Source organism: Streptomyces sp. NPDC127106 (assembly GCF_042677605.1).
Lineage (GTDB): Bacteria > Actinomycetota > Actinomycetes > Streptomycetales > Streptomycetaceae > Streptomyces.
Genome location: NZ_JBHXTC010000034.1, coordinates 70,638 through 84,154, shown reverse-complemented (window position 1 = coordinate 84,154; position 13,517 = coordinate 70,638). Strand labels below are relative to the sequence as shown.

The following is a 13,517-nucleotide window of genomic DNA, read 5'->3' as shown; positions in this document are numbered from 1 at the left end:
CACCCCGGGGCTCTCCCCCGGGCCCCTTTCCGGGCGCTGCGCGCCCGGTGCGCTCAAACGCCGCGCGGGCTGGAGTGTTTCGGGCGCTGCGCGCCCGGTGCGCTCAAACGCCGCGCGGGCTGGAGTGTTTCGGGCGTTGTGCGCCCGGTGCGCTCAAGTGCCGCGCGGGGCGGATTCTTCAGCCCCCCCGGCGCCGGCCCGCAGGGCAGCCAGCTGGGCCGTGAACCACTGGGCCGGCGGGAGGGCCGTGGCGGCCACGGCCAGCCGCTTCGTCCGCTCCAGCCGCTCCCCGCCCGGCATGGACAGCGCGGCGTGCAACGCCTCCGCGGTCTCCGTCACGTCGTACGGGTTCACCGTCACCGCATCGCCCCGCAGCTCCCCGTACGCCCCCGCCCCGGTGGACAGCACCAGCGCGCAGCCCTGCTCCGACACCACCGGGATCTCCTTCGCGACGAGGTTCATCCCGTCCCGGACCGGGTTGACGAGCGCCACGTCCGCCAGCCGGTACACGGCGAGGGACCGGGCGAAGTCGTCCTGCACCGACAACAGCACCGGCTGCCACTGCGCCGTGCCGAACTCCGCGTTGATCTCCGCGGCCAGGTCCCGCACGGCCGCCGTGTACGACCGGTAGACCTCCAGGTCCTGCCGCGAGGGGTACGCGGAGGCCAGGTGCACCACCTGCCCGCGCCACTCCGGGTAGGTGATCAGCAGCTCCCGGTAGGCGAGGAGCCCGCGCACGATGTTCTTCGACAGCTCCGTCCGGTCGACGCGGACGATCGTCTTGCGGTCCCCGATCTCGGCGCGCAGTCCCGCCAGCCGGTCGTCGACCTCCGGCCGGTGCGCGAGCCGGCGCAGCTCGTCGCCGTCCACGCCCAGCGGGTACACGGCGACGTCGGTGCGCCGGTGCCGGACCGGGCCGCGCATCGCCTTCTGCACGTACCGCTCGCCGCCCGTCCCCGCGGGCATGAGCGGATCGGCGATGCCGCGCTCGTCCTCCAGGTGGGCGCAGCTGAGGAAGGCGTGCGCCCAGGCCCAGGTGTGGAAGCCGAGCAGGTCGGCGCCGAGCATGCCCCAGACGAGCTCGCGCCGGATGTCGTCGGGCAGCATGTCGAGGAATTCCCACGACGCCCACGGCGTGTGCGTGAAGTGGGCGATCCGCAGGTCGGGCCGCAGCTCGCGCAGCAGCCCCGGCACGAGCGCCAGGTGGTAGTCCTGGACGAGCACGCAGGCGTCCTGGGCCGCCTCCTCGGCCAGTGCCCGTGCGAAGGCCCGGTTGTAGCCGGTGTACGCCGCCCACTGGCGCCGGAAGGCGGCGTCGAAGACGGGGGTGCGGGGGATGTCGTACAGGTGGTGGTGGGTGAACCAGAGCACCGAGTTCGCGATGCCGTTGTAGGCGGCGTCGTACACGGCCGGGTCGATGTCCAGCATGCGCACGCCGGGTTCGGCGACGCCGCGGCGGACGGCCTCGCGGTCCGCGTCCGACAGGGCGGCGCAGATCCACAGCGCGTCGGGCTGCTCGGCGAGAGCGGCGGACAGGCCGGAGACGAGGCCGCCCCCGCCGCGCCGGGCGCCGAGGGTGCCGTCGGCATCGAGGGCGTAGGAGAGCGGTCCGCGGTTGGCTGCGACGAGAACGTGGGAAGCCATGCGGCGAACCTAGCCCGGCCCGCCCCGCCTCAAACGTCCGTTCTCACCCCGGTGTGCCCCCTGACGCGCCCCTGACACCGTCCCCCTGACACCGTCGTGCCGCCCGCCGTCAGGCGACGCGCCGGACCGCGTACTCCTCGATCTCGGTCATCGGCGGCCGCTCCTCGGTGTCCACGGCGTGCGTGCGCGGCACGAACCCGCCCGGGCCGCGCTCGAACTGCGTCAGCACGGGCCGTACCAGGTGCCCGCGCGAGAGCCGCAGCTGCGCCGTCCGGTAGATCGCCGCGGCCATCCGGCCGAGTGCCTGCCCGTCCTGGTGGCGGTGGAGCCGTACGCCGACGTCCACCTGGGCGAGGGCGTCCAGCCCGACCGTGTGGAGCGCGTCGACCAGCAGGCCCAGCTCGACGCCGTAGCCGACGGGGAACGGCAGCCGCTCCAGCAGCGAGCGGCGGACGGCGTACTCGCCGCCCAGCGGCTGGACGAAGCCGGCCAGCTGCGGCCAGTGCAGGTTGAGCAGGGGCCGGGCGACGAGCTCGGTGACCCGGCCGCCCTGTCCGGGGGCGTCGCCGAGCGGCCGGTCGTACATCGCCTTGACGAACTGCACGTCCGGCTCGGTCAGCAGCGGGCCGACGATCCCGGTGACGAAGGCGGCCGAGAAGTCCCGCAGGTCCGCGTCGACGAAGCAGACGACGTCGCCGGTGGTGGCGAGCAGCGAGCGCCACAGCACCTCGCCCTTGCCGGGCAGGGCCGGGATGCGGGGCAGGATCGCGTCGCGGTGGACCACGCGGGCGCCGGCCTTCGCGGCGACCTCGGCGGTGCGGTCGGTGGAGCCGGAGTCGACGACCACCAGTTCGTCGACGAGCGGGAAGGCCGGCCGTTCGACGAGATCGCGCCGGATGACCTCGACGATCGCGCCGACCGTCGCCTCCTCGTCGAGCGCGGGCAGGACGACGCTGACCGTCGTGCCCGACGCCCGTTTCGCGGCGAGGAGCTGGTCGAGCGGTCGGTCGGCAACGGACCAGGAGCGGTCCGCGAGCCAGCGCTCCACCTCTTCCAGCACGTTCGGCACTCCCTGTTCCTTCGGCTGCGTGACCGGCTGTTCCGGCTCAAAAGCGATCCATCTCGCGCATCGGACAGCCGTCTCAACTGCCCGAGCCTTCGGTTACAGTCTTGAACAACGCGAAGGACCGCCGCATGCCGGGGGTCCCGCGGACAAACGCGTCGGCGCGCCACGAGCGCGCGGACCGGCGCCATACCGCTCATCCAGAGGGGCAGAGGGACACGGCCCGTTGAAGCCCCGGCAACCCTCCAGTCGGTTTCCCGCGCCTGCGTGCAGCAGCAGCGAGGTCCCCGGCTAGGGAAGGTGCCAATTCCGTCTCATGGCGAAATGCGCCATGGGGAAGATGAGGAGAAAGGGCCTCGCCATCATGGCTGCACAGACCGTTGCCACCCCTGCCGCCGTACCCTCCGACGCCGCGCCCTCCGTCGACCTCGGTCCCGCCTCGGCCCTGTCGTGTCGGGAGTGCGGTACCCGTTTCGAGCTCGGCCCGGTCTTCGCGTGCGTCGAGTGCTTCGGCCCGCTGGAGGTCGCGTACGCGTTCCCGGCCGGCACCGGGTCGTCCGAAGACGCCGAGGCCCTGCGCGCCGCGATCGAGGCCGGTCCGAACAACATCTGGCGGTACGCGCCGCTGCTGCCCGTCCCCGCCGACGTGGCCGCCAAGCCCAGCCTGAACCCGGGCTTCACCCAGCTCGTCGACGCCGAGAACCTGGCCAAGGAGCTCGGCGTCACCGGCAAGCTGTACGTCAAGGACGACTCCGGCAACCCGACGCACTCCTTCAAGGACCGCGTCGTCGCGATCGCCGTCGAGGCCGCCCGCGCCTTCGGCTTCACCACGCTCTCCTGCTCCTCCACCGGCAACCTGGCCGGCGCCGTCGGCGCAGCCGCCGCCCGGGCCGGCTTCCGCTCCTGCGTGTTCATCCCGCACGACCTGGAGCAGGGCAAGGTCGTCATGGCCGGCGTGTACGGCGGCGACCTGGTCGGCATCGAGGGCAACTACGACGACGTGAACCGCTTCTGCTCGGAGCTCATCGGCGACCCGCTGGGCGAGGGCTGGGGCTTCGTCAACGTGAACCTGCGCCCGTACTACGGCGAGGGCTCCAAGACGCTCGCGTACGAGATCTGCGAGCAGCTCGGCTGGCGGCTCCCCGACCAGATCGTCGTCCCGATCGCCTCCGGCTCCCAGCTGACGAAGATCGACAAGGGTCTGCAGGAGCTGATCAAGCTCGGCCTGGTCGAGGACAAGCCGTACAAGATCTTCGGCGCGCAGGCCGAGGGCTGCTCCCCGGTGTCCACCGCCTTCAAGGCCGGCCACGACGTGGTGCGCCCGCAGAAGCCGAACACGATCGCCAAGTCGCTCGCCATCGGCAACCCGGCCGACGGCCCCTACGTGCTGGACATCGCGCGCCGCACCGGCGGCTACGTCGAGGACGTGACGGACGAGCAGGTCGTCGAGGCCATCAAGATCCTGGCCCGGACCGAGGGCATCTTCGCCGAGACCGCGGGCGGCGTGACCGTCGGCGTGACGAAGAAGCTGATCGAGAACGGGCAGCTCGACCCCGCGCTGACCACCGTCGTCCTCAACACGGGCGACGGCCTGAAGACCCTGGAGGCGGTGGCCGCGGACAGCGGGCAGACGGCCACCATCCGCCCCAGCCTGGACGCGTTCCGCGCCGCCGGCCTGGCCTGACCATCCCCCGCTCTACCGGAAAGGCAGTAGCGCCATGAGCGTCAACGTCCGCATCCCCACCATCCTGCGCACCTACACCGGCGGCCAGGCCGAGGTCCCGGCCGAGGGCGCGACCCTCGCCGAGGTCATCGCGTCGCTGGAGCAGAACCACCCCGGCATCGCCGCGCGCGTCCTCGACGACCAGGGCAAGCTGCGCCGCTTCGTGAACGTCTACGTGAACGACGACGACGTGCGCTTCGAGGGCGGCCTGCAGGCGGCCACCCCGGACGGTGCGGGCGTCTCGATCATCCCGGCGGTCGCCGGCGGCTGCTGAGGCGTACGCCTGATACGTCGTACCCGGGATTACCCCCTCCGGCATTAAGCGGAGGGGGTAATTCTGCTTGGTTGGGCGCGGTAGAGTTGGGGAAGCCCCCTCCGTTGTTCTTGCCCGCCGCATATGAGCGGGCCCCGCGAGGGGTGACATTGAGTCAATGTGCGCGTGCGGTATGGGGCTTTGGCGCGATATGCCAGGTCCGAGTTGCCCGGGAATACGATAAATTTTCGGCCTATTTCCCTCTTTCGGTGTGACCGGAATTCTCGTCGGATTGACCTGTTGCAGACAGCACCGGTGCAGATACATTCAGCCGCGGTCGAGGCGTTCCGGCGCAAGTTCTGACCCGGGACCGCGAAGTGCGTTCCCGCGCAAGGGCCAGTAATAGGGGAGTTAGGCATGGCTCAGGGCACCGTCAAGTGGTTCAACGCGGAGAAGGGCTACGGCTTCATCGCGGTCGACGGTGGTGCGGATGTGTTCGTCCACTACAGCGCCATCCAGATGGACGGATACCGCACCCTTGAAGAGGGTCAGCGGGTCGAGTTCGAGATCTCGCAGGGCCAGAAGGGCCCGCAGGCGGACATGGTCAAGCTCGCCGTCTGAGACCGGCGCGACCGGCACGACCGGCCACCGACGCGTACACGAGGGTCCACATCCTGAGGAGGGGTGCGGGCCCTTCGTGCGTCCCGGGCCGCACGCGGCCGACAGCCCGTCCGGCGAGCCGGCTCCGGCGTCCGGCATCCGGCGCCGTCCCGCGGCGGGTGCCCGGCGGCGTGGCCGGGGATGCCCGAAGCCGCTTGCACTCGCGGGGGTCGAGTGCTAATCATTGGCGTTAGCACTCTCCCGCGGAGAGTGCTACTACACGGGACCGGGTCGGTGAGGCCCGCAGCGTCCGGCGGGAAGGAACCGCCGGGCACGCAGGCCGTCCGTCGCGGGCGCAGGCGCGGTCCGGAGCAATCCACCCTCCCCGCGCGCCTAGCGGCGCAGGGGGAACCCCAGTCCTGGAGGACCACTTCAGATGGCCAAGATCATTGCGTTCGACGAGGAGGCCCGGCGCGGTCTCGAGCGCGGCATGAACCAGCTCGCCGACGCCGTCAAGGTCACCCTTGGCCCCAAGGGTCGCAACGTCGTCCTTGAGAAGAAGTGGGGCGCCCCCACGATCACCAACGATGGTGTCTCCATCGCCAAGGAGATCGAGCTCGAGGACCCGTACGAGAAGATCGGCGCCGAGCTGGTCAAGGAAGTCGCCAAGAAGACGGACGACGTCGCGGGCGACGGTACGACCACCGCCACCGTCCTGGCCCAGGCGCTCGTCCGCGAGGGCCTGCGCAACGTGGCCGCCGGCGCCAACCCGATGGCCCTCAAGCGCGGCATCGAGAAGGCCGTCGAGGCCGTCTCCGGCGCCCTGCTGGAGCAGGCGAAGGATGTCGAGACCAAGGAGCAGATCGCTTCCACGGCCTCCATCTCCGCCGCCGACACCCAGATCGGCGAGCTGATCGCCGAGGCCATGGACAAGGTCGGCAAGGAAGGCGTCATCACCGTCGAGGAGTCCCAGACCTTCGGTCTGGAGCTGGAGCTCACCGAGGGCATGCGCTTCGACAAGGGCTACATCTCGGCGTACTTCGCCACCGACATGGAGCGTATGGAGGCGTCCCTCGACGACCCGTACCTCCTGATCGTCAACTCCAAGGTCAGCAACGTGAAGGACCTCCTTCCGCTGCTGGAGAAGGTCATGCAGTCCGGCAAGCCGCTGCTGATCATCGCCGAGGACGTCGAGGGCGAGGCCCTGTCGACCCTGGTCGTCAACAAGATCCGCGGCACCTTCAAGTCCGTCGCCGTCAAGGCCCCGGGCTTCGGCGACCGCCGCAAGGCCATGCTCGGCGACATCGCCATCCTCACGGGCGGCACGGTCATCTCCGAGGAGGTCGGCCTCAAGCTGGAGAACGCCGGCCTGGACCTGCTGGGCCGCGCCCGCAAGGTCGTCATCACCAAGGACGAGACCACCATCGTCGACGGTGCCGGTGACAGCGACCAGGTTGCCGGTCGCGTCAACCAGATCCGCGCCGAGATCGAGAACTCCGACTCGGACTACGACCGCGAGAAGCTGCAGGAGCGCCTCGCGAAGCTGGCCGGCGGCGTGGCCGTCATCAAGGCCGGTGCCGCGACCGAGGTCGAGCTCAAGGAGCGCAAGCACCGCATCGAGGACGCCGTCCGCAACGCGAAGGCCGCCGTCGAGGAGGGCATCGTCGCCGGTGGTGGCGTGGCCCTGCTGCAGGCCTCCTCGGTCTTCGAGAAGCTGGAGCTGGAGGGCGACGAGGCCACCGGTGCCGCCGCCGTCAAGCTGGCCCTCGAGGCCCCGCTGAAGCAGATCTCCGTCAACGCCGGCCTCGAGGGCGGCGTCGTGGTGGAGAAGGTGCGCAACCTGACCCCGGGCCACGGCCTGAACGCCGCGACCGGCGAGTACGTCGACATGATCGCCGAGGGCATCATCGACCCGGCGAAGGTCACCCGCTCCGCCCTGCAGAACGCCGCGTCGATCGCCGCGCTGTTCCTGACCACCGAGGCCGTCATCGCCGACAAGCCGGAGAAGGCCGCCGCCGCTCCGGGCGGCATGCCGGGCGGTGACATGGACTTCTGATCGGCCCCGCGCTGATCGGCTGTTCTCGACCGAGGGCGGCACCCCTTCCCCAGGGAAGGCGTGCCGCCCTCGGGCGTTTCACGCCCCGGAGGCGAACCCGGTGGTTTCGAGCGCGAACCCGAACGGCTCCGGGACGTCCAGGGGCTTGCCGAAGGAAACCGTCTGCCGGGAGCGGTAGCCGTGCGGGGAGGGGTCGGAGAAGCAGGTGATCTCCGCGTCCTGCACGTCGACGACCAGGTAGACGGGTACCAGGCGGCCGTAGACTTCCAGCTTCTCCGCCCAGTCCGCGTCCCTGGTGGAGACGGAGGTGAACTCCGCGACCAGGGACAGGGCGGCGGCGTCAGCGTGGCGCCCGTCCTCTTTGAAGGCGGCCTCGTCGGCCACGAAGAGCTCGGGCCCGTACGCTCGCGCGACTGCCGGGAACCGGAACAGGAAGGGCGCAATGTCTGCCACGTGCCCTTCGGGCGCGTGGGCCCCGAGCTGCTCGCGCAGTACCCGCATGGGGCGGTAGTAACGCAGCTCGGACCACGGTGACACGACGATCTTCCCCCGGATGAGCTCGGCCTTGAAGCCGTCTGGCGTGTTCATCTCCTCGACGGTGCGCAGGAGGTCTTCGAACGTCGGCGGCGGCAAGGTCTCTCTGGGGGTGTCCCGCTCGATCATGATCGTCACCGTCGTCGTCCGGGATCGGGGTGGTCGTGCTCGCCTCGGCGCATGCACGTCCCAGGCTAGGGGCGGGACTGCCGCTCCGCCCGGATCCGGGCGGAGGCCACCCCTGCGGAGGCGGCGCTCCGGAACGTGCGGCGGCCCGGGTCGGGTCAGGCCGGACCGAGGGGCTTCAGGAAGTAGACGTCCTCGTGGTCGCCGGGGAAGCCGGGGACACGGGTGGTCTCCTCGTAGCCGTGGCGGGCGTAGAAGGCCGGCGCCTGGAAGGTGAACGAGGACACCATGATCGTGCGGCAGCCGCGGGCCGCCGCCTCCGCCTCCGCCGCGGCCAGGAGCTTGCCGCCCCAGCCGTCGCGGCGGCTGTCCTCCCGCACCCACACCATGGCGATGCCCGCCCGGTCGCCCCAGCTCCAGCCGCTGAGCCCGGCGACGAGCTGGCCGTCCGCGTCGTTCACGCGCACCGTGAACTCGGAGGGCGCGGCTCCGGAGGCCTCCTTGTTGAAGGCGTCCAGCTCCTTGCCGAGCCGTTCGTCGAGCCCGGAGTCGGGGCCGCCGGTGGTGAGGGTGTGTGTCGTGTCGGTCATGGTGCCCAGTCTTCAAGATCGCCCGGGCCGGGTCACCGTAATTTGTTTCACTGGGGGCATGAGCGACCTCTTCGTGAAGATCTGCGGTCTGAAGACCGCGCACGACGTCGACGCGGCCGTGGCCGCCGGCGCCGATGCCGTCGGCTTCGTCTTCGCCGCGGGCAGCCCCCGTACGATCGGCGCCGCCGAGGCGCGGGAGCTGGCCGCGCGGGTCCCGGCCGGGGTCCTCACGGTCGGCGTGTTCCGGGGCCAGCCGGTGGAGGAGGTGCGGCGGCTCACGGAGGAGAGCGGGGTCCGGGGCGTGCAGCTGCACGGGGACGAGGGCCCGGAGTACTACGGGGCCCTGCGCGCCGAGGGCCGCACCCTGCTGCGGGCCACCGCGCAGCGGGTGGAGCGCTGCGGGGAGTACGGCGAGGACCTGCTCCTGATCGACGCACCCGACCCCGGCTCCGGCAGGCCGTGGAACTGGGCCGCCGCGGAGTTCACCGCCCCCCGCGGCCACTGGCTGCTGGCGGGCGGCCTGAACCCGGACAACGTCCGCAAGGCCGTGGAGACCACGGGCGCGTGGGGTGTGGACGTGTCCAGTGGTGTCGAGCGGGAGCGCGGCGTGAAGTCCCCGGACCTGATCCGCGCCTTCGTGGCCGCGGCCCGGGGGTAGGGGCCCGGCCCCCTCGGTACGAGGGGGACCCGCCGTCCGTCGGGGGGATCGGGTCGGGATGCGGCTGCATCCCGAGGCCCGGCTGCGTGCGCTCCTCGGCATATGCCGAACGAGCGCCCCGGGCCGGGCCGGTACGACGGTGGCCACGCGTGGGAGTACCTGCTGCAGACCTGGCGCGACCTGGACGTACCGGAGGGCTGGCGCGCCGAGGTCTACGGCGGCCGCATCACCCTGTCCCCGCCGCCCGACCGCCATCGCAACGGGATCGTGGCCAGGGTGCAGCGGGCTCTGTACAGCCTCCTTCCACCGGAGTGGGAGGTCTACCGGGCGCTGGGCGTCCACATCGCTCCCCTGGGCGAGCTCTACGTCCCCGACGTGCTGGTGGCCCCGCGGGAGCTGGTCGAGGACGTGGCGGCCGACCCCTCCGACCCGATCGACGCCGCCGAGGCGCTGCTCATCGTCGAGGTCACCTCAAGGACCAACGCCGACGACGCCCGCACGAGGAAGCTCTGGGCGTACGGCCATGCTCCGGTCCCGGTGCACCTTCTGATCGACGGCTTCGACCGGCACGGCCCGACGAGCACCTTGTTCACGAGACCCGACAAGGGCGCCTACAGGCACGCCGACCGGGTGGCGTCCGGCGGAAAGCGGAGCTTCCCGAACCGTTCCGGCTGACGCTGGACACCGCCGGATTCCCGGCCCCGCAGCACGGCTAGCGACCGGAACCGGAGTCCATGGAGGACCGCCCGGGCCGGCGGTTAGGCTGCGGCCAAAGGGGGGATCATGGACGACAGGACGCCGCCGCTCGGGAGGCGGCTCCGGGACGGCGCCGTGCTGGCCGCGGCCTGCGCGTTCAGCGCCGTCACCGTGCTGTACGCCGTCCTGTACGCGAAGGTGTCGAGCGTCGACGCGGTCAGCGACGTGTGCAACAGCACGGACTGCCCGCGCGGCCTGGGCCGGCTGCTGCTGTGCACGGTGGTGGCCTGGCTCGTCGCGGCAGTCCTGTGGGTGGTCGCCCAGCGCGGCCGTCCCCGGCGGTCCGCGGCCCTCTGGACCGTGGCCGTCGTGGTCGCCCTCACCGCGCTGTGGCCCGCCTGGTATGGCTTCTCGTGGATGCGCGGCCCGCACATGGACCTGTCCGGCCACCAGGCCCCCGAGGGGGCCGGCGCCGGGAAGCCGCTCGGCTCCTGGGCCGGTGAGCCCGGTTCCGGGCGGGTGGTCCGGGTCCGCGAGGACGGCCTGACCGCCTACAACGGCGGGGGCCGCCGCAGCTGGGGCCGCGCCGCGCCCGAGGGCACCACGGTGTGCGCGATGGGTGCGGACACCCCGTCCGGCACCGGCGTCCTCGCCTATGCCACGGCGACGGGGGCCGGCCCGTGCGGGACCCGGATCGCGGCGGTGGACCTCACCTCCGGCGAGGAGCGGTGGTCGAAGGACGTCCCGGCACCGACGGGCACGGGCACGGGCACGCTCTCGGCGGGCGGCTCGCTCGCGGTGTCGGCCACGGCGGGGGCCGTCCTCGCCCACGACCTGCGCGAGGGCACGGAACGCTGGCGCGCCCCGCTGCCGACGCGGCCCGGTGCCATCGTCCAGGAGGTGGCCGCCGGGCCGTACCGGGTCCTGGTCACGGTCCGCTCGGACGAGGGCCGCGAGCTGCTCGCACTGGATGCCCGTACCGGCGCCGTCGCCTGGCGGACCCCGCTCCCGGCCGAGTACCCGCGCATCGTGTCGACCGTCCCGGCCGCGGTCATCGCGAACGACCGGCTGCTGCTGTTCGACGACGCGGGTCGCCCGCGCGGGGGCGGGGCGGAGCCGCCGTACGTCCCGGCTGCGACCGGGCAGCGGCGGGTGGTCGGGGACGTGCTGCTCGTGGCGGTCCCGGAGCGGGAGAAGAGGGAGGTGTTGGAGGCGTACTCGCTGGTCGACGGCCGTCTGCTGTGGACGCGGGCCTTCGAGGACGACATGTGGGTCCGCGCCCTGGGCGTCGGCCGGACCGGCCGGGTCGAGGTGGTGACGCAGGGCGCGTACACGCACCTGTGGCACCTCGACCTGCGCACCGGACAGCCGGCCGGGCCGTCGACGGTCCTGCGCGACCTGCCGATGGGCGAGTCGATCGCCTTCCACGGCAGGACGTTCGTCAACCTGGACGCCGGCGGCCGCCTGCCGCCGGTCTTCGACGTGGCCCCGGCGTCCGGCTGGTGACGAACGCCCCGCCGCGGCGCGCCGGCTAGTGGGCGAAGTTCTTCAGCGCTTCGGTGTTGAGGACGATGCCGACGGGTGCGGGGATCTTGACGGTCTCGCCGTACGGGAACGACGAGCTGCGGAGGGAGGAGTCGCCCCCGGGTTCACTGTGGACGGTCACGGTGCAGCCCTGACGGTCGACGAGGACGTGGACGGGGATTCCGGCCGAGGCGTACCCGTCGCGCTTCTCGGTCCGGTCCTGCCGGTCGGTGTCGCGGTCGTGGGAGGTCACCTCCAGCACCATGAGCACGTCCGCCGGATCGGCCCACTCCCCGGCACCGGCAAAGGTGCCGACCGGCGCGAGCACGCCGTCCGCACGGGCCCGGCCGGTGCGGCACTGCTCCACCTTCAGTCCGCGCTCCGGATACAACGCCCGTTCCGGCCGCTGCTGCATGCACTGCCGCAGCACCCACATGATGATCTCGTCGTGGTCGCCGTCGGGCACGGGCTTGACCTCGGTATGTGACAACGCGCCCGAGGTACGACGCAGGATTAGCCCGACAGGGTGAGTCGACTCAGGGGCGGCTGACGAAGACGGCCCGGCCCGCCGGGCCGGCCGGACGCGTTGACGAAGTGTCATCGGAGCGGCAACCTCGTCACGCTTCGGACGTCCTAGGCACGTGAAGAAGACAACGAAGGCAATTGCGCTGGCAGCGGCTCTGGTGGCCCTGGGCACGACCGGGGTGGCCCAGGCGGGCACGGCGCGCGCCGGTTTCGGGCACGGCCATCACAACGGCGACGTACGGATCAGCACGAGCCGGAACGCCAAGGGCGAGTTCGTGCTGGTCGATCCCGGGCGCGGCGGTCTCCAGGTGCGCAACCTGGCCAACGCCTACTTCGAGGGCTGGGACGCCGGCACACCGTCGGCGGACGCCGACGACGACTGGGGCAACGGGAGCAAGGACGACCGGCAGACCGCCGACGTGGACGCCCACGTCGGGGCCGCGCGGACCTGGGACTACTTCCTGAAGCAGCACGGGAGGCGCGGCATCCACGACGACGGGGTGGGGCCCCGTTTGTTCACCGACGTGGGTCCGGCTGACGGCCAGTTCTTCGCCCAGTACGACGGGGAGTGCGGTTGTCTGCTCCTGGGTCCGGCGTCCGGCGGCAATGCCGCGTGGAACGCCACCGACGTGGTGGCGCACGAGATGACCCACGGGATCACCGGCGCGACCGCCGGCCTGGATCTGAACGGCGAGGCCGGGGGCCTGAACGAGTCCACGAGCGACGTCTTCGGAACCCTGGTGGAGTTCTCGGCGCACAGCGGCAAGGACCGGCCGGACTACACCATCGGCGAGGGCGTGGGCGACAAGCCCTTGCGGTACATGGACGACCCCACCAGGGACGGGGTGTCCAAGGGGTGCTGGACGCCGGGTGTGGGGGACGGTGAGGAAGCCAATCACCGGATCGGCGGGATCAGCAACAAGTTCTTCTACCAGTTGGCCGTGGGCAGCGGGAAGACGCGGTGGGGGGACAGCCCGACCTGCGGTGGAGCGCCGGCGGTCACGGGGATCGGCAACGACAAGGCCGGGAAGATCTGGTACCGCGCGCTGACCCGGTACCTGGTGCCCAACTCCAACTTCTCCGGTGCCCGCGCCGCGACCCTGGGCGCTGCGACCGATCTGTACGGCGCGGACAGCACCGAGACCAAGACCGTGGCCGCGGCATGGCTCGCGGTCGGGGTCGACGGCAGCGACCCGGTGCCCGCGGCTCCGCAGGCCCCGGCATTGAAGTGGGTCAACTCCCCGACGGGCGCGCTCGGTGCGGAGGTCATGGTGCGGCTGCGGGCGCCCGACCCGCAGCGTCAGCGCGTCACGTTCACCGCTACCGGCCTGCCCCCGGGGGTAGCCCTGAACGCGGCCACCGGTGTGGTCAGCGGCAGGCCGACCCAGGCGGGCACCTTCGAGGTCACGTTCACCGCGGCCGACTGCGACGGCAACGCCTCGCAGCGCCAGGTGAGCTGGGCGGTCGGGCCCCAGCCGATAGGCAACCCGCCTGGGGCGCAGGTCACCCCGGCTGGCTGAGCGGG

Annotated in this window: 13 protein-coding genes and 1 riboswitch; of the genes, 8 read left to right on the top strand and 5 right to left on the bottom strand. The window is 71.9% G+C overall.

Annotation, left to right across the window (positions count from 1 at the left end; genetic code table 11):
- Positions 1-153: 153 nt before the first annotated feature.
- Together ACFVGY_RS25385 and ACFVGY_RS25380 are read right to left on the bottom strand one after the other, a co-directional pair.
- Complete coding sequence (locus ACFVGY_RS25385) at positions 154-1,644, bottom strand: trehalose-6-phosphate synthase (protein WP_385681048.1); 1,491 nt, start codon at positions 1,642-1,644, stop codon at positions 154-156.
- A 109-nt stretch (positions 1,645-1,753) separates the two neighbouring features.
- Positions 1,754-2,704 (bottom strand): glucosyl-3-phosphoglycerate synthase, encoded by a 951-nt coding sequence (locus ACFVGY_RS25380; RefSeq protein WP_385681060.1) that lies wholly within the window; start codon positions 2,702-2,704, stop codon positions 1,754-1,756.
- A 196-nt stretch (positions 2,705-2,900) separates the two neighbouring features.
- Positions 2,901-3,054, top strand: a riboswitch (SAM riboswitch).
- Between the two features lie 17 nt (positions 3,055-3,071).
- Here ACFVGY_RS25380 and thrC point away from each other — a divergent pair.
- From thrC to groL, 4 genes are all read left to right on the top strand, one after another.
- Complete coding sequence (thrC, locus tag ACFVGY_RS25375) at positions 3,072-4,391, top strand: threonine synthase (RefSeq protein WP_385681046.1); 1,320 nt, start codon at positions 3,072-3,074, stop codon at positions 4,389-4,391.
- 34 nt (positions 4,392-4,425) lie between these two features.
- A complete protein-coding gene (locus tag ACFVGY_RS25370) occupies positions 4,426-4,704 on the top strand; it encodes a MoaD/ThiS family protein (protein ID WP_179175859.1) in 279 nt (92 codons plus the stop codon).
- 396 nt (positions 4,705-5,100) lie between these two features.
- Complete coding sequence (locus tag ACFVGY_RS25365; RefSeq protein ID WP_005315736.1) at positions 5,101-5,304, top strand: cold-shock protein; 204 nt, start codon at positions 5,101-5,103, stop codon at positions 5,302-5,304.
- A gap of 415 nt (positions 5,305-5,719) precedes the next feature.
- Entirely contained in the window at positions 5,720-7,339 is a 1,620-nt protein-coding gene (groL, locus tag ACFVGY_RS25360; RefSeq protein WP_385681043.1) for a chaperonin GroEL, read from the top strand.
- A gap of 78 nt (positions 7,340-7,417) precedes the next feature.
- On the opposite strand, the gene ACFVGY_RS25355 is transcribed toward groL, so the two are convergent.
- Positions 7,418-8,002, bottom strand: a complete 585-nt coding sequence (locus tag ACFVGY_RS25355) for a Uma2 family endonuclease (protein ID WP_385681041.1) — start codon at positions 8,000-8,002, stop codon at positions 7,418-7,420.
- A gap of 155 nt (positions 8,003-8,157) precedes the next feature.
- Positions 8,158-8,589 (bottom strand): GNAT family N-acetyltransferase, encoded by a 432-nt coding sequence (locus ACFVGY_RS25350; RefSeq protein ID WP_385681039.1) that lies wholly within the window; start codon positions 8,587-8,589, stop codon positions 8,158-8,160.
- 58 nt (positions 8,590-8,647) lie between these two features.
- Here ACFVGY_RS25350 and ACFVGY_RS25345 point away from each other — a divergent pair, with 58 nt between their 5' ends.
- The 3 genes from ACFVGY_RS25345 (at position 8,648) to ACFVGY_RS25335 (ending at position 11,449) form a co-directional block, all read left to right on the top strand.
- On the top strand, positions 8,648-9,247 hold the full coding sequence (locus tag ACFVGY_RS25345) for a phosphoribosylanthranilate isomerase (RefSeq protein WP_385681038.1): 600 nt from the start codon (positions 8,648-8,650) through the stop codon (positions 9,245-9,247).
- A gap of 102 nt (positions 9,248-9,349) precedes the next feature.
- Entirely contained in the window at positions 9,350-9,922 is a 573-nt protein-coding gene (locus ACFVGY_RS25340; protein ID WP_385681036.1) for a Uma2 family endonuclease, read from the top strand.
- 108 nt (positions 9,923-10,030) lie between these two features.
- Positions 10,031-11,449, top strand: a complete 1,419-nt coding sequence (locus ACFVGY_RS25335) for a PQQ-binding-like beta-propeller repeat protein (protein ID WP_385681035.1) — start codon at positions 10,031-10,033, stop codon at positions 11,447-11,449.
- Positions 11,450-11,474: 25 nt separating this feature from the next.
- Here ACFVGY_RS25335 and ACFVGY_RS25330 read toward each other — a convergent pair whose 3' ends face one another.
- Positions 11,475-11,957: a Uma2 family endonuclease gene (locus ACFVGY_RS25330; protein ID WP_385681033.1), complete on the bottom strand. Its 483-nt coding sequence runs from the start codon at positions 11,955-11,957 to the stop codon at positions 11,475-11,477.
- 151 nt (positions 11,958-12,108) lie between these two features.
- On the opposite strand from ACFVGY_RS25330, the gene ACFVGY_RS25325 reads away from it, so the two are divergent.
- Positions 12,109-13,512, top strand: a complete 1,404-nt coding sequence (locus tag ACFVGY_RS25325) for a M4 family metallopeptidase (RefSeq protein WP_385681031.1) — start codon at positions 12,109-12,111, stop codon at positions 13,510-13,512.
- Positions 13,513-13,517: the final 5 nt, after the last annotated feature.

Bases quoted from the DNA above. Each gene is read 5' to 3' on its own strand.
- ACFVGY_RS25385 (WP_385681048.1), bottom strand. From the start codon at position 1,644: ATGGCTTCCCACGTTCTCGTCGCAGCCAACCGCGGACCGCTCTCCTAC.
- thrC (WP_385681046.1), top strand. From the start codon at position 3,072: ATGGCTGCACAGACCGTTGCCACCCCTGCCGCCGTACCCTCCGACGCC.
- ACFVGY_RS25370 (WP_179175859.1), top strand. From the start codon at position 4,426: ATGAGCGTCAACGTCCGCATCCCCACCATCCTGCGCACCTACACCGGC.
- ACFVGY_RS25365 (WP_005315736.1), top strand. From the start codon at position 5,101: ATGGCTCAGGGCACCGTCAAGTGGTTCAACGCGGAGAAGGGCTACGGC.
- groL (WP_385681043.1), top strand. From the start codon at position 5,720: ATGGCCAAGATCATTGCGTTCGACGAGGAGGCCCGGCGCGGTCTCGAG.
- ACFVGY_RS25355 (WP_385681041.1), bottom strand. From the start codon at position 8,002: ATGATCGAGCGGGACACCCCCAGAGAGACCTTGCCGCCGCCGACGTTC.
- ACFVGY_RS25350 (WP_385681039.1), bottom strand. From the start codon at position 8,589: ATGACCGACACGACACACACCCTCACCACCGGCGGCCCCGACTCCGGG.
- ACFVGY_RS25345 (WP_385681038.1), top strand. From the start codon at position 8,648: ATGAGCGACCTCTTCGTGAAGATCTGCGGTCTGAAGACCGCGCACGAC.
- ACFVGY_RS25340 (WP_385681036.1), top strand. From the start codon at position 9,350: ATGCCGAACGAGCGCCCCGGGCCGGGCCGGTACGACGGTGGCCACGCG.
- ACFVGY_RS25335 (WP_385681035.1), top strand. From the start codon at position 10,031: ATGGACGACAGGACGCCGCCGCTCGGGAGGCGGCTCCGGGACGGCGCC.